At 54.2% G+C, this 20,070-nt stretch carries 24 protein-coding genes and 1 pseudogene; 16 read left to right on the top strand and 9 right to left on the bottom strand.

Annotated features, from left to right (window positions below; all coding sequences use genetic code 11):
- The first annotated feature begins 137 nt into the window (after window positions 1–137).
- Window positions 138–473 carry a carbon dioxide-concentrating mechanism protein CcmK gene (locus RHH27_RS06020; protein WP_024125880.1) on the top strand — a complete coding sequence of 112 codons (336 nt, stop codon included), beginning with the start codon at window positions 138–140 and terminating at the stop codon, window positions 471–473.
- Window positions 474–617: 144 nt separating this feature from the next.
- Here RHH27_RS06020 and RHH27_RS06015 read toward each other — a convergent pair whose 3' ends face one another.
- The 4 genes from RHH27_RS06015 to RHH27_RS06000 all read right to left on the bottom strand — a co-directional run bounded on the left by RHH27_RS06015 (window position 618) and on the right by RHH27_RS06000 (window position 2,544).
- The gene (locus tag RHH27_RS06015) at window positions 618–821 is read right to left on the bottom strand and encodes a phycobilisome linker polypeptide (protein WP_206201483.1); all 204 of its coding nucleotides are present in this window, start codon (window positions 819–821) and stop codon (window positions 618–620) included.
- A 142-nt stretch (window positions 822–963) separates the two neighbouring features.
- Window positions 964–1,449, bottom strand: coding sequence for an allophycocyanin subunit beta (gene apcB / locus RHH27_RS06010; protein ID WP_149817471.1), 486 nt, complete (start codon window positions 1,447–1,449; stop codon window positions 964–966).
- Between the two features lie 59 nt (window positions 1,450–1,508).
- Window positions 1,509–1,994 (bottom strand): allophycocyanin subunit alpha, encoded by a 486-nt coding sequence (gene apcA / locus RHH27_RS06005; RefSeq protein ID WP_149817474.1) that lies wholly within the window; start codon window positions 1,992–1,994, stop codon window positions 1,509–1,511.
- Window positions 1,995–2,223: 229 nt separating this feature from the next.
- Window positions 2,224–2,544, bottom strand: a complete 321-nt coding sequence (locus RHH27_RS06000; RefSeq protein ID WP_149817476.1) for a DUF3067 family protein — start codon at window positions 2,542–2,544, stop codon at window positions 2,224–2,226.
- A gap of 114 nt (window positions 2,545–2,658) precedes the next feature.
- Between RHH27_RS06000 and petC the strand changes: the two genes are divergently transcribed.
- The 10 genes from petC (at window position 2,659) to RHH27_RS05950 (ending at window position 11,819) form a co-directional block, all read left to right on the top strand.
- Window positions 2,659–3,201, top strand: coding sequence for a cytochrome b6-f complex iron-sulfur subunit (petC, locus tag RHH27_RS05995; RefSeq protein WP_149817478.1), 543 nt, complete (start codon window positions 2,659–2,661; stop codon window positions 3,199–3,201).
- A gap of 19 nt (window positions 3,202–3,220) precedes the next feature.
- Window positions 3,221–4,156, top strand: a complete 936-nt coding sequence (petA, locus tag RHH27_RS05990) for a cytochrome f (protein WP_149817480.1) — start codon at window positions 3,221–3,223, stop codon at window positions 4,154–4,156.
- 21 nt (window positions 4,157–4,177) lie between these two features.
- Window positions 4,178–5,587 (top strand): tRNA uridine-5-carboxymethylaminomethyl(34) synthesis GTPase MnmE, encoded by a 1,410-nt coding sequence (gene mnmE, locus RHH27_RS05985; RefSeq protein ID WP_302679095.1) that lies wholly within the window; start codon window positions 4,178–4,180, stop codon window positions 5,585–5,587.
- Window positions 5,588–5,590: 3 nt separating this feature from the next.
- Window positions 5,591–7,327 (top strand): ABC transporter ATP-binding protein, encoded by a 1,737-nt coding sequence (locus tag RHH27_RS05980; RefSeq protein ID WP_302679094.1) that lies wholly within the window; start codon window positions 5,591–5,593, stop codon window positions 7,325–7,327.
- Window positions 7,328–7,445: 118 nt separating this feature from the next.
- Window positions 7,446–8,210 (top strand): MinD/ParA family protein, encoded by a 765-nt coding sequence (locus RHH27_RS05975; RefSeq protein ID WP_149817487.1) that lies wholly within the window; start codon window positions 7,446–7,448, stop codon window positions 8,208–8,210.
- A gap of 93 nt (window positions 8,211–8,303) precedes the next feature.
- Window positions 8,304–8,621, top strand: a complete 318-nt coding sequence (locus RHH27_RS05970) for a MarR family transcriptional regulator (protein ID WP_302679093.1) — start codon at window positions 8,304–8,306, stop codon at window positions 8,619–8,621.
- A gap of 96 nt (window positions 8,622–8,717) precedes the next feature.
- Window positions 8,718–9,449: a triose-phosphate isomerase gene (gene tpiA / locus RHH27_RS05965; RefSeq protein WP_206201478.1), complete on the top strand. Its 732-nt coding sequence runs from the start codon at window positions 8,718–8,720 to the stop codon at window positions 9,447–9,449.
- Between the two features lie 271 nt (window positions 9,450–9,720).
- Window positions 9,721–10,317 carry a tetratricopeptide repeat protein gene (locus RHH27_RS05960; protein WP_302676478.1) on the top strand — a complete coding sequence of 199 codons (597 nt, stop codon included), beginning with the start codon at window positions 9,721–9,723 and terminating at the stop codon, window positions 10,315–10,317.
- 69 nt (window positions 10,318–10,386) lie between these two features.
- A complete protein-coding gene (locus RHH27_RS05955) occupies window positions 10,387–10,641 on the top strand; it encodes a hypothetical protein (protein ID WP_149817491.1) in 255 nt (84 codons plus the stop codon).
- A gap of 5 nt (window positions 10,642–10,646) precedes the next feature.
- The gene (locus RHH27_RS05950) at window positions 10,647–11,819 is read left to right on the top strand and encodes a murein transglycosylase A (protein ID WP_302679092.1); all 1,173 of its coding nucleotides are present in this window, start codon (window positions 10,647–10,649) and stop codon (window positions 11,817–11,819) included.
- Here the strand turns inward: RHH27_RS05950 and RHH27_RS05945 are convergent, their stop codons facing one another.
- Genes RHH27_RS05945 through RHH27_RS05935 form a run of 3 tightly spaced genes read right to left on the bottom strand, consistent with a single transcriptional unit; the run spans window position 11,820 to window position 14,293 of the window.
- Window positions 11,820–12,869, bottom strand: coding sequence for a zinc-binding dehydrogenase (locus RHH27_RS05945; RefSeq protein WP_206201475.1), 1,050 nt, complete (start codon window positions 12,867–12,869; stop codon window positions 11,820–11,822).
- Between the two features lie 13 nt (window positions 12,870–12,882).
- Window positions 12,883–14,001: a phospho-N-acetylmuramoyl-pentapeptide-transferase gene (mraY, locus tag RHH27_RS05940; RefSeq protein WP_302679091.1), complete on the bottom strand. Its 1,119-nt coding sequence runs from the start codon at window positions 13,999–14,001 to the stop codon at window positions 12,883–12,885.
- A gap of 46 nt (window positions 14,002–14,047) precedes the next feature.
- Entirely contained in the window at window positions 14,048–14,293 is a 246-nt protein-coding gene (locus tag RHH27_RS05935) for a DUF3134 domain-containing protein (RefSeq protein ID WP_149817500.1), read from the bottom strand.
- Window positions 14,294–14,471: 178 nt separating this feature from the next.
- On the opposite strand from RHH27_RS05935, the gene RHH27_RS05930 reads away from it, so the two are divergent.
- A complete protein-coding gene (locus RHH27_RS05930) occupies window positions 14,472–14,795 on the top strand; it encodes a hypothetical protein (RefSeq protein WP_206201473.1) in 324 nt (107 codons plus the stop codon).
- Between the two features lie 32 nt (window positions 14,796–14,827).
- Here RHH27_RS05930 and metK read toward each other — a convergent pair whose 3' ends face one another.
- Entirely contained in the window at window positions 14,828–16,078 is a 1,251-nt protein-coding gene (metK, locus tag RHH27_RS05925) for a methionine adenosyltransferase (RefSeq protein ID WP_206201472.1), read from the bottom strand.
- Window positions 16,079–16,262: 184 nt separating this feature from the next.
- On the opposite strand from metK, the gene RHH27_RS05920 reads away from it, so the two are divergent.
- Window positions 16,263–17,162, top strand: coding sequence for a CoB--CoM heterodisulfide reductase iron-sulfur subunit B family protein (locus RHH27_RS05920; RefSeq protein WP_206201471.1), 900 nt, complete (start codon window positions 16,263–16,265; stop codon window positions 17,160–17,162).
- Here RHH27_RS05920 and RHH27_RS05915 read toward each other — a convergent pair.
- Complete coding sequence (locus RHH27_RS05915; RefSeq protein WP_206201470.1) at window positions 17,159–17,716, bottom strand: 5-formyltetrahydrofolate cyclo-ligase; 558 nt, start codon at window positions 17,714–17,716, stop codon at window positions 17,159–17,161. The genes RHH27_RS05920 and RHH27_RS05915 overlap by 4 nt on opposite strands.
- A 67-nt stretch (window positions 17,717–17,783) precedes the next feature.
- Here RHH27_RS05915 and ureA point away from each other — a divergent pair.
- The 3 genes and pseudogenes from ureA to RHH27_RS05900 all read left to right on the top strand — a co-directional run bounded on the left by ureA (window position 17,784) and on the right by RHH27_RS05900 (window position 19,886).
- A pseudogene (gene ureA / locus RHH27_RS05910) lies at window positions 17,784–18,087 on the top strand (urease subunit gamma).
- Between the two features lie 174 nt (window positions 18,088–18,261).
- On the top strand, window positions 18,262–19,560 hold the full coding sequence (thrC, locus tag RHH27_RS05905) for a threonine synthase (RefSeq protein WP_302679090.1): 1,299 nt from the start codon (window positions 18,262–18,264) through the stop codon (window positions 19,558–19,560).
- A 50-nt stretch (window positions 19,561–19,610) separates the two neighbouring features.
- A complete protein-coding gene (locus RHH27_RS05900) occupies window positions 19,611–19,886 on the top strand; it encodes a MoaD/ThiS family protein (protein ID WP_302676484.1) in 276 nt (91 codons plus the stop codon).
- The last annotated feature ends 184 nt before the right edge of the window (window positions 19,887–20,070 follow it).

The following is a 20,070-nucleotide window of genomic DNA, read 5'->3' as shown; positions in this document are numbered from 1 at the left end:
AATTATCGCGATCGCCCCTCGAACTTATCAAGGCTCTCAATAGAGATGATATGCTGATGTTGCCAAATTAGTGCATCCCTTCGCGATCGCAAGAATGGCATTACTTTAACAAATTTTTGTGTTTAGGAGCGGTCTTCATGCCCATTGCCCTTGGGATGGTAGAAGTACTGGGTCATCCCCCTGCCTTAGCCGTTGCCGATGTCATGGTGAAAGCGGCGCGTGTTACCCTTGTGGGCTATGAAGTGGTCAGTGGTGCTCGCCTGACGATTATTGTGCGCGGCGACGTTTCTGAAGTGCAAATTGCGGTTGCAGCGGGTGTGGAAGCCGCCAAAAAAATTCCAGCTCAAAGTCCTAAGGAAAAAACGCTCTATCTGTCGTCAACGGTGATCCCGCGCCCCCACGAGAATTTAGAGGCCGTTTTCCCGAAAATGCGGTTCCAATATGGCGATGGCTGGGAGCGTTTTCTCGTTTAGCAGCCTTGGGAAAAGTTCTCTAAAGCTTCTCTAATGAGCAAAGCTCCACTGCCCAGATAATTGCCTCAGAAGGGAGCACCCCCCCAATCAACTATCTCAACAGTGAAGCCTCAAAATCGCTAGGAAACAGTTTTAGAGGGGTACCTAGGCTAGACCAGTGTTGACCCCCGGCTTACCCGTAAACAGTTCCACTTTCACAATTTTGCCACCCATTTTTTGGATGCGTTGTTGCTCGCGGAACCAGTTTTCGTAGGGCACCAGTTTTGTGAAATAGGTGTTTTGCAGTTCGCGCTGGGTGCGAATACGGGTTTGACTCGGCACACAGGCGGTAATTTTGAAGATGCGCATGGGATGGGACTCCAAATCTGTGTAGGGTGATTACACGTCTGGGAGCTAAAGGCCAGACTCAGACTGTTTAAGCACAATTGCCATGACAGGCTGACACTCTAACCCCTAACTCCCAGACAGATGTGCGACTGGAGAGCTGTACTTAGCTTAAGCCAGAGCAGATGTAGTCAAAGTAGATGCCCATTTCTTTGCCGGCATCGGCACCCACCAAGCTGGCGGTGACTTCTTTCATAGCTTGGATGGCTTGCACAGTGGCAGCGATGGGCACGCCCAAGGAGTTGTAGGTTTCTTTCAACCCATTGAGCACCCGCTCATCGAGGATGGAAGGATCCCCAGCCAGCATGGCATAGGTGGCATAGCGCAGGTAGTAGTCGAGGTCGCGGATACAGGCCGCATAGCGACGGGTGGTGTACATGTTGCCACCGGGACGGGTGATGTCAGAGTAGAGCAGAGATTTGGCCACTGCTTCTTTGACGATATTGGCGGCATTGGCGCTGATCACGGTCGCAGCCCGCACCCGCAGTTCGCCAGTTGCGAAGTAAGCTTTCAGCTTCTCCATGGCGGCGGTGTCGAGGTATTTGCCTTGTACGTCAGAGGCGTTGATGACAGCGGTAATCGCGTCTTGCATAGTTCTTTTTCCTCAAAAACTGATTTGGATGATGGATCAATGAAGGATGCTGAGGCGACCTACTGCATGGCGCCAATCACGAAGTCAAAGTAAGAACCGGCTTCAGCGGCATCTTCTGCAGACAGCAGCGAGGAAGCAACGTTCTTCATGGCGCGGATCCCTTCGGCCACGGCAGGAATGGGGGTGCCGAGGGAGTTGTACATTTCACGCACACCCACCAAACCAATTTCTTCGATGGGGGTGACATCACCCGCAACAATACCGTAGGTCACAAGCCGCAGGTAGTAGTCGAGGTCACGCAGGCAGGTGGCGGTCATTTCTTCACCGTAGGCATTGCCACCGGGGGAGACCACATCAGGCCGTTTTTGGAAGAGTTGATCGCCCGCTTGCTTGACAATCCGCTCGCGGTTTTCGGTCAGGGTTTGGGCAATGCGCAGACGGCGCTCGCCGGTGCTGACAAAGCTTTTAATGCGATCCAGTTCACCGGGGCTGAGGTAACGGGCCTCGGCATCTGCATTCACGATCGATTTCGTGACGACGCTCATTGAGTTCCTCCAAAGTTGGAATTGTAAAACAAGGGTCTTGATAATGTGGCATTTGCCATTGGAATGTTACGATTCACCGCACTCCTGTAGGAGAGATAGGTACGGCGATGAACCCGACGGGCTGACGTAACCTTCCGCAAACATTCTCAGGCATAGGGGGGACATCTCCCACATCATCGCAATCCTTTTTAACATTCTTAACATTTTTTCAAAAATCTGCTAAGGGCAGCTATTCCAGCCATTCGATAATGCGGGTGCCAAGGTTGAGGGGAATATTCACCGCTTTGCCGAGGCGGGGTTTCTCACGGGTGGTCTCAATAAAGGTGCAAACTTGCTGGGCACAGCCCCAGTCATTGAGGTGCTGGGCGATCGCCCCAAGGTGGGCGGCATAATCTTCAGGCGTATCGGGATAGGAGGCCTGCTCGAGGTAACGCCACATCACTTGCAAAAAGATGCGATCGCCCACGCGGCGAAACTGAAGGTCAAAGGAGCGCCCCCATTTGCGCAGGAGCAAGGCATGGAGTTCATCACCAGTGAGGGGCGTCAGCATTGGCAAGAATTTCAGCCCTTGCGGCTAGGACGGCTCGGACAGTGTGATAATAGTTAACAAACGTAATTATTTTACGGCTGTTCGTTTCGATTCCTTAGTAAATAAGCGTAAACCATGGCTCAAGTTTCTGGAATGTCTGATGTGCCCGATATGGGGCGGCGACAGTTTATGAACCTGCTGACGTTTGGTACCATTACCGGTACAGCGTTGGGCGCTCTGTACCCTGTCGTCAAGTATTTCATTCCGCCCTCCAGTGGCGGCACGGGTGGTGGTGTAGTTGCCAAGGATGCATTAGGCAACGATATTAAGGTTTCCGACTACCTGACGAAGCACCTGCCGGGCGATCGCTCCCTTGCCCAAGGGATTAAAGGGGATCCCACCTACGTGATTGTTACTGAGGATCACCAAATTGCCAATTACGGCTTGAATGCCGTCTGCACTCACCTTGGCTGCGTGGTGCCTTGGAATGTCAGTGAAAACAAGTTCATTTGCCCCTGCCACGGCTCTCAATACGACAGCACGGGTAAAGTGGTGCGTGGCCCTGCTCCCCTCTCCTTGGCACTGGTGAATGCCACGGTTACCGAAGATGACAAACTGGTGTTTACCCCTTGGACGGAAACCGATTTCCGCACGGGCAAAGAACCTTGGTGGACGTAAAAAGAAATTAGGGAGTGGTATGAAACGCTTTTTCAAATCGTTGACGCTGGCGATCGCCCTTGCCGCCAGTGTGCTTCTTTGGTCACCGCAAGCACAGGCCTATCCATTTTATGCGCAGCAGGGCTATGACAGTCCTCGCGAAGCGACCGGGCGAATTGTCTGTGCCAACTGTCACCTCGCCGCCAAACCCACCCAAGTGGAAGTGCCCCAAGCCGTCACCCCCGATTCCGTTTTTGAAGCCGTGGTGAAAATTCCCTACGACACCCGTGTGCAACAGGTGTTGGGGGATGGCTCTAAGGGCGGTCTGAATGTCGGTGCAGTTCTCATGCTGCCCGAGGGTTTCAAAATTGCTCCTCCCGATCGCATTCCCGAGGAGTTACAAGCCAAAACCAGCGGCATTTACTACCAGCCCTACAGTGAGGACAAGCAAAACATTATTCTGGTGGGGCCCTTACCGGGTGAGCAGTATCAGGAAATTGTTTTCCCCGTCCTCGCCCCCAACCCTGCCACGGATAAATCGATCCACTTCGGTAAATACTCCGTTCACGCTGGGGGCAACCGCGGTCGCGGCCAAGTCTATCCCAATGGTGAAAAGAGCAACAATAACGTCTTTACTGCACCGATCGCGGGCACGATTACCAGTATTACCGCTAACCCCGATGGCAGTACTGCGGTGGTGATCACCCCCGAGAGTGGTGAAGCAGTGACAGAGACCATTCCCGCTGGCCCTGACCTCATTGTCAGTGAAGGCCAAACGGTGGCAGCGGGTGAAGCCCTCACCAACAATCCCAATGTGGGTGGTTTTGGGCAAAAGGATACGGAAATTGTCCTGCAGGATCCCAACCGCATTAAGTGGCTGTTGGTCTTCTTTGCCGCCATCACCCTCTCGCAGATTCTGCTGGTTCTGAAGAAGAAACAGGTCGAGAAAGTGCAAGCCGCCGAGATGAGTCTCTAGGGCGTCATAGCGCCAACGCTAGTGCAATCCCTTCATGACACGATTGTGGCGATCGCCACGGCTATTGTGCCCCAGCAAGGGAGTATTGGCATTGTCCGTCTCTCAGGCGCCAAAGCAGTCGCGATCGCTCAGTCTTTATTTGAAGCCCCCGGCAAGCAGCCTTGGGAATCCCATCGCATTCTCTATGGTTATGTCCGCGACCCCCAAACTGGGGAACGGGTCGATGAAGCGCTCCTGCTGTTAATGCTGGCGCCCCGCTCCTACACCCGCGAAGATGTGGTGGAATTTCACTGTCATGGTGGCCTCATCCCTGTCCAGCGCGTGCTGCAACTGTGTGTCGCCGCCGGGGCACGCCTCGCCGAGCCGGGGGAATTTACGCTACGCGCCTTCCTCAACGGTCGCCTTGATCTCACCCAAGCCGAAAGTGTGGCTGAACTGGTGGCTGCCCAATCCACAACCGCCGCTCAAATTGCTTTGGCGGGTCTGACAGGAAAATTCGCCCGCCCCCTCAAGCAGATTCGTCAGACCTGTTTATCCCTCTTGGCGGAAATTGAAGCGCGACTCGATTTTACGGACGAGCTACCCCCCCTTGACCCCGCAGCCATTGCTGAGGACATTCGCCAGCTGCAACACCAAGTGGCAGCGTTTTTGGCCACAGCAGAACGGGGAGCACTGATCCGCACTGGGCTAAAAGTGGCCATTGTGGGTCGCCCCAATGTCGGTAAGTCGAGTCTGCTCAATGCTTGGAGCCGTAGCGATCGCGCCATTGTGACAGATTTACCCGGCACCACCCGCGATATTGTCGAGTCCCAATTGGTCGTGGGTGGCATTCCAATCCAAGTGCTTGATACGGCCGGCATTCGCGAGACCGATAACCTTGTCGAACAAATTGGCGTCGAGCGATCGCGCCAAGCCGCAGCCAGTGCTGATCTCATCCTCCTTGTCATTGATGCCAGTCAAGGGTGGACAGCCGCCGATCAGGAGATTTACGACCAACTTGAGCTGCAACAGCGGCGGCAGCAAGCGCCTCAGTCCGTCTTGGTGGTTTTGAATAAAGCTGATCTCCTCAGCGAAACCGTAGAGGTTCAAGATATTCCATTGCCCATTGCCCCCATTCCCACTGTGCTGCTCTCGGCTCTCAGTCAAAGGGGAATTGAGTCTCTCGAGGACGCCATTTTAGACCTTGTCCAAGGCCAAGGGGTTACCGCCGCTAACCTAGACTTTGCCATCAACCAACGTCAAGCCGCGCTCTTGGAGCAGGTTCACCAATCCCTGAATCATGTGCTTGCGGCCATTGATGCCCAACTCCCCCTCGATTTTTGGACAATTGACCTGCATGCTGCCGCTCGTGCCCTTGGTACCCTAACCGGGGAAGAGGTGACGGAGTCTGTGCTAGAACAAATCTTTAGCCGTTTTTGCATTGGAAAATAGCCCATGCTTTGGAATACCAGCTACCGGCCGTTACTTGCTTATATCCTTCCCTATCGGCGACGGTTGCTGGTCGCTTTTTTGTGTACCCTCGGCTACGTCTCGACCATGCCGGCGATCGCCTACCTCATTGGCCAAGCGGCGAAGCTCATCGGGGCAGGGGATTTGATAGGCCTGATTCAATGGTGTGCCGCCTCCTCGCTGCTGTTTGTCGGTCGTAGTTTTTGCCAATTTGGCCAAGATGTCCTAATGTCCGATATTTCCCTACGGATTGTCTATGACATTCGGGTGCGGCTGTACCGTCATCTGCATCGTTTGGGGGTGGACTATTTTGAAAAGGCAGCGACCGGCGATCTCACCTACCGCCTCACTGAGGATGTGGATCGCATTGGCGTCATGGTCAATAGCAGTTTTCATCGCCTCATCCCCTCAACTTTAACCACAGTTGCCGTCATTGGTTATATGTTCTACCTCAACTGGCAACTGACATTGGGGACGATGATCATTGCGCCACTGATGACGTTTCTCATCGCTTGGTTTGGCAATCGGTTGTTGCGACAGTCGCGCCTGAGTCAAGCCCGCATTGCGGATTTGGCCTCCCACCTCACGGAGATTTTTTCGGGGATTCGTCTGATTAAGGCGTTTGCGGCTGAGGACTATGCTGTAGAGCAGTTTGAACAGCAGGCTGATATGAACCGTCGTGCTCGCTACCGTGCAGAACGCATTAAGTCAATGCAATACCCGGTGGTGGGGTTTCTTGAGGCTCTGAGCATTATGCTGCTGTTTATCTTGGGGGCGTGGCAAATCAATGCCGGTCATCTCACAGGGCCACAGTTCCTCAGCTTTGTTGCTGCAGTAGCGCTACTGATGGAACCCATTAATATGATTTCTGCTGATTACAATGAACTCAAAATGGCACAGGCGTCGGTGGAGCGTAGCTTTGGCCTGTTGGCTCTCGAACCCACGATCAAGGAAATGAGCCATGCGCAGCCCCTACCCCCCATTTCTGGCAAAGTGCAATACCTAGATGTGTGCTTTGGCTATGATCTAGAGCGTCCCGTGCTCAAGGACTTTAATCTCTTGGCGGAGCCGGGCGAGGTGATTGCCCTTGTGGGACATTCAGGAGCAGGTAAATCCACCATTGTTAACCTGTTGCCCCGGTTTTATGACCCCCAAGCGGGAAAAGTGTTGATTGATGGCATTGATATTAAAACTGTGACCCTGAAAAGCCTGCGGCGGCAAATTGGCATTGTTCCTCAGGAAACGATTCTTTTCTCAGGTAGTATTGCCCAAAATATTGCTTTTGGTTACTCTGAACCGGATTGGCAGCGACTGATTGAGGCCGCCAAAATCGCCAATGCCCATGACTTTATTACTCAGTTTCCCGATGGCTATCAGACATGGGTCGGGGAAAGGGGGATTAATCTCTCTGGGGGTCAACGCCAACGACTGGCGATCGCTCGTGCAGTTTATGCCGATCCGCGTATCTTGATCTTGGATGAGGCCACCTCTGCTTTGGACTCTGAATCGGAAGCCTTGGTGCAAAGTGCTCTCGAAAAGGCAATGAAGGGGCGCACCGTCTTTATTATTGCCCACCGTTTGGCCACGGTTCGTCGCGCCGATCGCATTCTTGTCTTAGAGCAGGGGCGGATCATTGAAAGTGGCAGCCATCAAGAACTACTTGCCCAGTCTGCCCGCTACGCCCAGTTCTACGCCCAGCAGTATTTCCAAGACGCGGAATGACCCCTTGTCTGATGGGCTGGCCGTTTGGATTCTATCTTCTGAATTTGGGATGAGATGTTTCCTCGACGGCAGGATGTGAAAATAGACGTTGAATTGTTCAGAGCAGCGAGGACAGCTCATGGGTAGCATTATTTCTGTGCATTCTTTTCGTGGTGGCACAGGCAAGTCAAATACAACAGCAAATCTGGGCTGTACCTTGGCAACCTTGGGCTATCGGGTGGCGATCGTGGACACGGATATTCAATCCCCCGGTATCCATGTGCTCTTTGGCCTTGAGTCGGAAGATACGGAACATGCCCTGAATGACTACCTGTGGGGACGCTGTGAAATTACTGATGTGGCGCGGGATGTCAGCCATCTGATTACGGCTCACGGCCAGCAAGCCAAAGGAGCAATCTATCTCATTCCCTCTAGCCTCAAAACCAGTGAAATTACCCGTGTGCTGCGGGAAGGCTACGATGTCGGCTTGCTCAATGATGGTTTTCAGCAGTTGCTCCAAGGGCTGAATCTCGACTTTTTGCTCATTGATACCCACCCAGGGCTGAATGAGGAAACGCTGCTCTCGATTACAGTCTCCGATGCCTTGGTGCTGATTCTGCGACCCGATCGCCAAGACTTTCAAGGAACAGCGGTCACGGTTGATGTGGCGCGGCAGCTGGATGTGCCCAAAATGGTGATGGTGGTGAACAAAGTCCCCAGCGCCTTTAATAAGGACTCCCTCAAGCAGCAGGTGGAAACGACCTATGGTGTGCCCGTTGCAGGTATCTTGCCTGTTTGTGAAGAAATGTTTCAACTGGGGAGCAGCGATATTTTCTGTTTACGCTACCCTGAGCATCCCTACAGTCTCGTTGTCAGGAGTGTTGTGCAGCATCTGTTGGATTAGGGTAGCCTAGGAGTAAGGAGACTGACTGAATTTTGATCCTTTTGATCCTTCTCGAGTGCCACTGCCAGTCACTGCCATTGAGGAACATTGCCAATGATAGACAGTCAAAATGCTAGCAGTGCTTGCGGTGGGGGTCTCAATCCAGCAGATTTGTTGGTTTTGCCCGATCGCCAGCGATCGCTCTTGACACTGATGATGCGCCAGCCAACGCCCTTCACCGTGCCAGAATTGGCTGAGCAGTTGCAGTGGTCTGCGCAAGAGGTCAGTGCCACCCTCGCAGAGGTTCGCCAACTCGGCTATGTGACAGTTGACAACGACACCTACCAAGTCAAACTCGGACGGCGGACTCCGCGCGTGCAACCCAAGCGTCAATCTCCCCGAATTGCGGCGGTTTGGGACAAGCTGGGTTAAGTCTGAGCCACTTCCTCAGTTAAACCTCTAATTATATGAGGCAACTCGTGTGGTACGCTTAATTACGCTAAGTTTCGCAGAGGAAAGTCAGGACGAGTGCGCCCAAAAGTTCTTGCTGGCAACTGGAAAATGCACAAAACTCAACAGGAGGCGGTGGCCTTCCTACAGGAGTTCTTAGGGAAATTGGTGGACACCCCCAGCGATCGCGAGGTGGTGCTCTGTGTTCCCTACACCTGTTTAAGTGTATTGTCCAAGAGTCTGCACGGAACGCGGGTGAAGCTGGGTGCCCAAAATGTCCACTGGGCGGATCAAGGGGCGTTTACAGGGGAAATTTCGCCACCGATGCTGGTGGAGTTGGGCGTGCGCTACGTGATTGTTGGCCACAGTGAGCGGCGGCAGTATTTTGGGGAAACCGATACTACGGTCAACCAACGGCTCAAGGCTGCCCAACACTATGGCCTGACCCCCATTCTCTGTGTCGGTGAAACAAAAGCCCAACGGGATGCTGGGGAAACTGAAAACCACATCCTTCAGCAGTTGACCCTGGACTTGGTGGATGTGGATCAGAGCAATTTGGTGATTGCCTACGAACCCATTTGGGCGATCGGTACGGGCGATACCTGTGAAGAAGCGGAAGCCAACCGTGTCATTGGCCTGATTCGCAGCAAGTTACAGAATCCCGATGTCCCCATTCAGTACGGTGGCTCGGTCAATGCCAACAACATTGATGCGATCATGGCGCAGCCAGAAATTGATGGGGTGCTAGTGGGTGGCGCTAGTTTGCAGCCGGAGAGTTTTGGGCGTATCGTTAATTACAAGCTCCTTTGAACATGACTTTGAGTTCGGCGCCAGTGCCCTAGATCACATCTGATCCAAGAGCTCGCGCACTGCCCTCTGCGCAGAAAAACTTAAAGATATCAACATACAGCCCTTTCCCAAGCATGGCATGCACTACGACTCCAGAGCGCAATGCTGTGTATGTAGCCAAGAAAAGGGTCGGAGCGAGCGACTTATTACAACTGTTATCGTTTGCTGGGCGATTTCTTCATTTTCTTTTAGGATCGAAGTAAGGCTGAGCGATGCCCAAAGGAGGCCGACGATGCGCCAACAACTCTTCAGTGCTTTGACAGTTTTAGCTGCTTTTGTTGGTCTCAGCAGTGCTGCTGTGGCACAGCCCATGGCGATCGCCACCCTCACACCTCCTGAACTGCAAGAACTGCAACGCCTCGTGCCCCGCAGTGCCGAGGACTACTACAACGTGGGATTAATGCACCAAGGTACGGGTGATCTGGCCGCTGCCATTCATGCCTTTAGCCAAGCAATCAGACTCAACCCCAGTGCTGACTACTACTTTGCGCGCGGCCTAGCCTACTATGACCAAGGGGATATGCAGCGGGCGATCGCGGACTTTAGCACTGCGCTGCGCAACGATCCCCAGTTTATTGCCGCCTACTACAACCGCGGCATGGCCTATCTGGCTCTGCAAAACTACACAGCGGCGATTGCCGACTTTGATGCTGCCCTAGCACGGGATCCGCAATTTGTTGCTGCCTACTATAGTCGGGGCATGGCTCACTTCGATAGTGGCAATGTGGAATTGGCGCAACGGGACTATGAGCGTGCTCGCGCTCTCAACCCAGCGATGACAGCCCAGTACTACGATCGCGCCCCCCGTCCCCTCACTGGCGGTCCCTAGTGCCTGAAGCCACCGATTGCGGCGATAATAGGGGAATAATGTGCATGATGAGGATGAGCGATCGCGCCTATGCCCAGAACCCCTTCTGAATTTGCGGTGCATTTATTTCTGGATGGCGGTCACCGTGAGGAGGTGCGCTTCCCCACCATTCAAGACTTCCAGAAGTGGTACAGCAACGAGTTAGTGGCCAAAGCAGATTCCAACGACTTTATTTCCGTTCCCATTAAAAACATTCAAGGGGAATACATGGTGGTGCGCCCCTCAAAGGTATTTGCAATTCGGGTAGAACCCGTGTTTGCCTCTAGTGTGGATCGGTTTGCCTAACGTCTATGGCGGGTTTATTCGCAGGATGGGTTCAGGGGGTCGTGATCCTCGCAACAAGCGCGATCGCCACAGCACCAACGGTTGCTCCCTTAACGCGCCAAAGCCAACTGCCCCCAAGGGTTGCCCTAGATACGGCCCTTTGGCAATCCCCCAGGGAACGAGCACGACTGCTGGAGGCCATTGATCATAGTTTGCGTTACCTGCGCAGCGATAAAGCACGCCGCGACTACGCCGCCTACACTGCTCCCGGTCAACCCGGCGCCGCCCTTGGCCCCAATCTCCATCAGCGAGTGATCCGCTCCCTCGAACGCTTTCGCCATCTGGTACAAACCCGTCGCTCTGCGGCAGAACTGCAAGCATCTGTCAAGCGAGAATTTGTCTTTTATCAATCCATTGGCACCGATGGCCAAGGGCGAGTGGATTTCACGGGCTATTATGCACCGACGTATCGTGCCAGCTTAGTGCCCACCGCAGAATACCGCTATCCCCTATTTCGTCGCCCCCCCAATTTTGAGCAGTGGCGAGAGCCGCACCCAACCCGCTTGGAACTGGAAGGGGCGGATGGTCAGCAGTGGCGCAATGGGCCTTTGCGGGGTCTGGAACTGGTCTATTTGCGCGATCGCCTAGAGGCCTTTCTGGTTCACGTCCAAGGGTCGGCTGAGCTGCAACTGCCCGATGGTCGCCGCTTTACGGTGGGCTATGCCGGTAAGACCAATCACCCCTACACGAGTATTGGCCAAGAACTCATTCGCGATGGCAAAATTCCCCGTGAGGAACTGACGCTACCGCGCCTCATGGCTTACTTTGAGGCCAACCCCGCTGAGTTAGATCGCTATTTACCTCGCAATGCCAGCTTTGTCTTTTTTGAACATACCCAAGGGCGCCCCCCCACGGGCAGTCTCTCAACGCCGGTGATTCCAGAGCGTTCGATCGCCACTGATAAGTCCCTGATGCCTCCGGGTGCCTTGGCGGTGATCAACACGAAAATTCCCCTCAAAGCCCAAGGCCAATGGCAGCAAACCCCCGTCAGCCGTTTTGTTTTGGATCAGGATACGGGGAGTGCCATTCGCGGGCCGGGTCGTGTCGATATTTTCATGGGCACGGGGGAGGTGGCCAAAGCGCGGGCGGGTCTGATCAATACACCGGGGCAGTTGTACTATTTGCTCCTGCGGGAATAGCTAGGGCTGCAGCGCTACTTTAATCACTTGGCGCGCCTTCATTCCTTGCAAGACGTTTTCAATCTCCGTGAGGGGGGCTTGGCCACTAATCAGTTTCTCGAAAGGCAATGTGCCGCTGGCAATCAGTTGCAAGGCTTGGCGGACAAATGTGGGTGTGTTGTGAAAGACCCCCTTGAGGGTGAGTTCTTCGTAGTGCAGGCGTTCGGTATCAACGCGGATCGAAGTTTCGCGGGGGCAGCCACCAAAGAGGTTAATGGTGGCACCGGGGCGACCACAGGCGATCGCCGTTTCCCAGACTTCAGGTACGCCAGTGGCTTCAATGACAATATCGGCACCCCGTCCTTGGGTCCAGTCTTTAACCACAGCAGGAATATCGCTGCACTGGTGATGATTTACTATCTGCTCTGCCCCGAATGTGCGGGCGATCGCCAGCCGCTGATCGGAACCGCCAAAGGCGAGAACCCGTGCTCCCTGCTGTGCCAGAACCCCCATAAACATCAGGCCAATGGCACCATCCCCCAGCACCACAATTTGCGGCGGACTTGGCCACGTTTCAACCATTGCGGGGTCAAAGCCAGAGCGAGCCACACCGTGGAGGACACAGGCGAGGGGTTCGGTGAGGGCAGCTAAGGCAAAGGAGAGGGACGCCGGAATAGGCAGCAGATTCTGGCGGACGATGCTGGCGGGAATTTTTAGATACTCGGCAAACGTGCCATTGTTAAACTCCAGATGGGGACAGAGAGAAAAGGCTTGGCGTTGGCAGTAAAAACACTGGCCACAGGGGGCAGAATTATTCGCTACCACGCGATCGCCCACCTGCCAGCCGGTCACCCCAGCCCCAAGGGCAACAATTTCCCCGGCCGCTTCATGGCCAAAGAGAATCGGTGGCGTTAGCATCCGTGCATGACCGCCGCGCCGCCATACCTTCAAATCGGTACCACAGGTAGTGGCAGCCTGAACACGAATCACCACTTCTCCGGGACCGGGCGTGGGATCGGCGACGGTTTCAATGCGGACATCTTCTTTGCCGTAGAGTACTGCTGCTTTCATTGCACTTCCCCCATCAAGCCAACCATTGCAGGAGGCCACAGAGCAGTCCCAAGAGGGCAACCACCCCATAAAACGTACTCACCACCCGCAGTTCTGACCAGCCCCCCAATTCAAAGTGATGGTGTAGAGGGGCCATCCGCAGCAGCCGTTTGCCCACGCCATCGGAACCTTTGGTTGCTTTGTAGTAGAGCACTTGGGCAATGACTGAGAGAGACTCCACAAAGAAAAGACCACTGACAATCAACAGTTCCCAGAGGTGATGACTGGCCAAGCCAATGCCCGCAAGGAGTGCCCCAAGGGCTAGGGAACCCGTATCCCCCATAAACACCCGTGCCGGATGGTGATTGTGCCAGAGAAAGCCGAGGCAGGCACCACTCATGACCACTGCCAGAATTTGCAAATCGGGATGGGCGGTCAGAATCATGCCTAAAGCGAGGAGGGCGATCGCCGCCGTGCCCGCGGCAAGACCATCGAGACCATCGGTGAGATTGAGGGCATTCCCTTCCGCCATCGGCACAAAAATCGCCAAAGGGATAAAGGCGATCCCTAAAGGCCAAACCCACCCCCAAGGCGCGGTCACCACCGCTGCCGTTGGATCACTGCCCACCAGCCAAGCACAAAAAAGAGCTGCCCCAATGCCCTCAAGGAGGAGCCGCAGCCGCGCCGATAACCCTTTGTTGGATTTGCGCCGCAGAACTTGCCAGTCATCCCACCAGCCAATGGCGGCATACCAGAGAACAAGGAGGGCGATCGCCCCCACCGTTGCGGATACTTTCCCCTGCGCAACTCCAGTCCACAGGAGGGCTAGACCTAACCCCGTCGGCACAAAAAAGATTCCCCCCATTGTCGGTGTGCCCGATTTTTGCAGGTGAGATTGTGGACCATCTTCGCGAATAATCTGCCCAGTTTTCAACCGCCGCAACAGGGGCACCACCGCCATCCCTAGCCCTACAACGATGGCAAAGCTCACCAACCAAGGCAGTGTCAAGGTTTTCAACGGCTGTTGCCAGTGGTTTGCTCCGGTATCGTAGGCAATGCTAGCCATGAGCAGGCCAATAGCGAGAAGGCCAAAAAGTCGCTGTCCTGTCAGCCAACGGGGTTCAATGGCAGCCGTGGTTTTGGTGGAGGGCATGGGGATAGCTCTAGCACATCACTCCGATAATAGGGGGATTGGTGCCCTACTCCTCAAGCCCTAGGTCATCTTCTTCGTCGTAATCGCCCAAGGAGTCACCAACAAATTCCTCAATTTCACCCATATCATCGAGGGTGCTATCCACGATCGGGTCTGTCTCATTGGCATCACGGGCAATTAATCGACCCGTTTGCTGTAACCATTCCAAAATGGAGCGATCGGAACGACCCGCAGCGGTTAAGTTCTTTTGGGAAATGGGTTCTTCGTACAAAGAGGGGTTGTATAGGGTCATAGGGCTAAGGTGAACGGTGTTGTAGTAGTCCAATCCTCTACTTTAACGTTTGCCCCTAGGAATGTAAATCTGCGTTTTGTGGCGATCGCCCAAAGTGGCACATTCTCTGGAACCTGCCTAGACTAGAGAAGTCCCTAAAGAATGGGCATGAAACTTTGATACACGAAGGATAGAAACAATGTCTTTACTCAAAAAATCATCCATCTCTTTGACGGTTTTAAGTGCGGTGTCCCTCGGCGGGGGGGCGATCGCTGCTCCCTACCCCCCAGAAGTGGTTTCCCGATTTACCAGTGAATGTACGACTGCCCTGCAACAACAGGTGCCGCAAATGGCGCAATACGGCAATGCCTACTGTACCTGTGTGATCAATGAACTGCAATCCTCGCTCACCTTGGCAGAATTTCAGGCGATCGGTGAAGATGTACAGACCAATGTCAATCCCGAAGTGCGCCAGATGCTCACCAACACGGCACAAACCTGCCTGCAACGAGTCACCCAGTAGTGCAGGGGGGAGAAATCCCCCCCAATATGTTCCTAGACTGCGCTTAGAAATTGAGCGGCAGCGGCTTGCAGATCGGCGACTTTATCGAGTTTTTCCCAAGGTAGGTCGAGGTCATGACGCCCAAAGTGACCGTAGGCAGCCACATCTTGGTAGAAGCGACCACCGCGCTCCTGGGGCAAGTGGCGCAGACCAAAGGTTTGGATAATGGCAGCGGGGCGCAGATCAAAGTGGGTTGTAATTAACTCCAGCAGTTGCTCTGGGGCAAGTTTACCCGTGCCAAAGGTATCCACAAAGAGGCTCATGGGGCGAGCCACACCAATGGCATAGCTAATCTGTAACTCGCATTTGTCGGCTAGGCCTGCGGCCACAATGTTTTTGGCAATGTAACGAGCCATGTAGGCAGCACTGCGATCGACCTTGGTGGGGTCTTTCCCGGAAAAGGCACCGCCCCCGTGACGGGCATAACCACCGTAGGTATCCACCACCAGTTTGCGTCCTGTGAGTCCCGAATCCCCCTGAGGACCACCAATGACAAATTTGCCCGTGGGGTTGACGAGAAAGCGGGTCTTGTCATCGGGTTTAATTGCCAGATCCGCAAAGACAGGGTTGACGACGGCTTCCCATAGATCGGCTTTAATCTTTTCTTGAACGGCGGCTTCGTCGCTGATGTCACCAATGGTGGCCGTGTGTTGGGTGGAAATCAGGATGGTATCAATGCCCACCGGCTGGCCATCTTCGTAGATGACAGTGACTTGAGTTTTGCCATCGGGACGCAGATAAGGAAGTTGACCCGTTTTGCGGACAGCAGCCAAGCGACGCGCCATGCGGTGAGCCAAGCTAATGGGCAGGGGCATATACTCAGGGGTTTCATTGCAGGCATAGCCAAACATAATGCCCTGATCACCGGCGCCAACGCGATCTAATTCGGCATCACTGAGACGTTCCCGTGCTTCTTGAGCCGTGTCCACCCCTCGGGCAATATCGGGGGATTGCTCATCAAGGGCAACGATAACGGCACAGCTATTGGCGGCAAAGCCATTTTCAGCATCAGTGTAGCCAATTTCACGGATTTTCTGCCGTGCTAGGTTGACGTAGTTGACCTGTGCTTTGGTGGTAATTTCCCCAGTAATCAGCACCAGACCCGTATTCACGACGACCTCAGCGGCAACGCGACTTTGGGGGTCTTGGGTGAGCAGCGCATCCAGAATGGCATCGGCAATTTGGTCGCAAATCTTATCGGGGTGGCCTTCGGTGACGGACTCCGAACTAAATAAGTAACGCAAGATAACACTCCTATGGCATGGGTTGTTGAAAGAACTGCAAGAAATTGGTTTATGGTAACACGGACTTTTGACTAAAAAACAAGGATTGGTTTCTAAATCCTAGGATTATACCTGAGCAGTAGGACACACGAGTGATTGTGATGATTGGCTAGACTAGGGGCAGATTTTAGGCGTTTCAAGTTGTATGTCTGCTTTACGCTATGCCTATTATCCCGGTTGTGTGGCTCAAGGGGCCTGTCGGGAATTAGACCTCTCAACGCGGGCGATCGCCCCCCTGTTGAATATCGAGCTGGTGGAACTGAAGGAAGCCAGTTGTTGTGGCTCAGGCACGTTTAAGGAGAATTCGTGGCTGCTAGAAGATACCGTCAATGCCCGCAACATTGCCCTTGCCGAACAGTTGGCTTTGCCCCTGTTGACCCATTGCAGCACCTGTCAGGGGGTGATTGGCCATGTGGATGAACGCCTCAAGACCTTTCAGCGCGATCGCCCGGCGTACGTGGCAGAAATTAACCAAGTGTTGACGCAACAGGGCTGCGCTCCTTACCAAGGCACCACAGAAGTGAAGCATTTGCTCTGGGCGATTATCGGCGATGTGGGCATTGACGAGTTGCGCGATCGCGTCCGTCGTCCCCTCAAGGGACTGCGCTGTGCGGCCTTTTATGGCTGCTATCTGCTGCGTGCCCAAGAGAGGCTGCCCTTTGATCACCCAATTCACCCCACCTCAATGGAACAGGTGTTTGAGGCAGTTGGGGCTACCCCCATCGAGTATGAGGGACGTACCCAGTGCTGTGGTTGGCCCATTTCCAGCTATGCGACGGCGGCCAGTTTTGCCATGGCGGCACAACGACTCCAGAGCGCGATCGCCCATGGCGCGGATTGCATTGTCACCCCCTGTCCCCTCTGTCATTTGAATCTGGATGCTCGCCAACCAGAAATTGCCCAGCAGGTGGGAGTTACCCTCAATTTGCCGATTCTCCATCTGCCGCAACTGGTGGGTCTAGCCCTTGGCCTGCGTCCTGAGGAACTGGGTTTGAGAAAACACGTGGTTTCAATGCAACCGGTGTTGGCAAAACTGGGGCTTTAGCTGATTGCCAAGAGGCCTGATTCAGTGCAGATAGCTTGCAGTGGCTGATCCCACGGGTCACGGGGCAATTCTGCTAGAAGGGCTGACTCAAAGACAATTCCCCAGCGACACACGTGCTGCCAATCGGGGTGGGCAAAGAGGCGATCAAAAAAACCGGCGCCATAGCCGAGACGGTAGCCTTGGCGATCGCAGGCAACGGCAGGCACTAGGCAGAGATCAACACACGCTGGATCAATCGGGGGCGCTTCGGGGGGCGGTTGCCAAAGGCCATAGCGTCCTTGCTGGAGAGTGTCTTGGTTGCCATTAAAACAATGCCACCGCAAATCCTGACCCACGACACGGGGCAAGCCCCACTGTTTCGGGAGTGACCAGAGGAAGCGCAAGTCGGGTTCGCGGCGATGGGGCACATAGGTCAACACTGTGGTTGCCTGTTGAAACTGGGGATGATCAAGCAAGTGCTGACAAATGCGCTGACTGCGATCTTGCCACTCGCGATCGCTCAGGTGCTGCCGCCATTCAAGATAGTGTTGTCGCAGTTTGACTTTATCGCTCATTGATTTTCTGGGCACCAAAGCTACAAGTTAAGATAGAGGCCAAAGTGAGTGTTTAGCCTGAGGAACGATGCAACTGTCCCCCCAAGAATAAAGACAAGCTCCTGATTTTTACCGCCGCTCTTGTGGCCGAACGTCGTAAAGCACGGGGTCTCAAGCTCAATTATCCCGAAGCAGTGGCCTATATTTCTGCTGCCATTTTGGAAGGGGCGCGGGAGGGGCGCACAGTTGCTGATTTGATGAACTATGGCACAACGCTGCTCAGCCGTGACGATGTCATGGAGGGGGTGCCGGAAATGCCCACAGAAGTACAAGTCGAAGCAACATTTCCCGATGGCACGAAGCGGGTGACCGTGCATACCCCCATTCGCTGAAGCCTCAAAAAGCCCTAGGATAGCGCCAACCGCTGATTAGCAGCACATCTCCAAGGAAAACGGGGAGAATTTTTATGGCCATTCAAATCCCGATAAAAATAGTCGGATATATTTGACAGGGCGATCGCCCCCTGCTAGGATGGTCAACAACTTGTCTGAGGCAGGCTGAGACCCATGACCGCAACGTTGACCTCTACCACCGAAACCGCCTATTTTACCCACCTCAAATGCAAAGAGTGTGGCGCCGAGTACGAACCCCAAGCCATTCATGTCTGCGAATACTGTTTTGGCCCCCTAGAGGTGAAGTACGATTTAGAGCGCTTGGCAGCAGCTGTGACGCGCAGCACGATTGAGGCGGGGCCAAAGTCCATTTGGCGTTACCGTCCCTTTTTGCCTGTGACATCGGCCAACCCCATTGATGTGGGCACAGGGATGACTCCCCTCCTCAAAGCCCAGCGGCTGGCTCGGCGACTCGGACTCAAGCATTTGTACATCAAAAACGATGCCGTGAATATGCCCACCTTGAGCTTCAAGGATCGGGTGGTATCGGTGGCGTTGACGCGGGCGCGGGAATTGGGTTTTACGACCGTCTCCTGTGCCAGTACCGGCAATTTGGCGAATTCAACGGCGGCGATCGCGGCTCATGCAGGGCTAGATTGCTGTGTCTTTATTCCAGCGGATCTGGAAGCGGGTAAGGTCTTGGGGACGCTCATCTATGGGCCAACGGTAATGGCCGTTGAGGGCAACTACGACCAAGTGAATCGCCTGTGCTCGGAAGTGGCGAATACCCACGGGTGGGGGTTTGTCAATATCAATTTGCGCCCCTACTATTCGGAAGGGTCAAAGACGCTCGGTTATGAGGTGATTGAACAGTTGGGCTGGCAGCTTCCTGACCACATTGTGGCTCCCTTGGCTTCTGGCTCTCTGTTCACGAAAATTTACAAGGGCTTCCGCGAATTTGTGGAAGTGGGTCTGGTGGCGGATAAACCCGTGCGCTGTAGTGGTGCCCAAGCAGTGGGCTGCTCCCCCATTGCCCAAGCCTATGCCGAGGGGCGGGATTTTGTGGCACCCGTGAAGCCCAACACCATTGCTAAGTCCATTGCCATTGGTAACCCCGCCGATGGGGTCTATGCCCTAGAGATTGCCCGCAAAACCAATGGGGCGATCGCAGCCGCCACCGATGAAGAAATTGTGGCAGGCATTAAGCTGCTGGCGGAAACGGAAGGTATTTTCACGGAAACCGCTGGCGGTACCACAATTGCCGTTCTTAAAAAATTGGTGGAATCGGGCAAAATTGACCCCGAAGAGGTGACGGTGGTCTATATCACCGGCAACGGCCTGAAAACCCAAGAGGCAGTGCAAAACGACATTGGTCAACCCCTGACGATCCAACCCAAGTTGGCTAGCTTTGAGCGTGCCTTAGAGCGATCGCGCACCCTCGAACGGTTGGATTGGCAACCGGTATTGGTCTAGTCGGTTTTCCCGACGCTGTGTTGAAGTTTATGGATGGTTTGTAGAGGTCTATGGCTATTACTGTTTTGATTCCGACGCCCTTGCAAAAGCTCACCCGCGATCAAGCAACGGTGGAGTGTCAAGCCCAATCGATCGCTGAGCTTCTGGAAAAGCTAGAGCAGGACTGCCCCGGCATTAAAGGGCGCCTCTGCGATGAAAGTGGCCAACTGCGGCGATTCGTCAATTTCTACGTCAACAATGAGGATATTCGCTTCCTCAATGGCATTGAAACGCCCCTCAAGGATGGCGACGAAGTCAGCATCATTCCCGCGATCGCTGGCGGCTAAGCAAGAGGAATTTGCTCCTGTTGAGAGGATTGAACCCTGATTTTAGCCCTGGGGGAAGGGAGAGACCCAAAAGCGATTGGAGTTCCTCTTCGGTGTAGATTTGCGCCGTCAGGGGCTGATTTTTAAGCCATGCTGCAAGCCGCTGATAGAGGACGCGATCGCCGCCAAGGCATCCACCGCTTCT

Source organism: Thermosynechococcus sp. PP555 (assembly GCF_031583225.1).
GTDB lineage: Bacteria > Cyanobacteriota > Cyanobacteriia > Thermosynechococcales > Thermosynechococcaceae > Thermosynechococcus.
The sequence above is the reverse complement of the archived record's forward strand: the minus strand, read 5'-3'. Positions and strand labels throughout refer to the sequence as shown.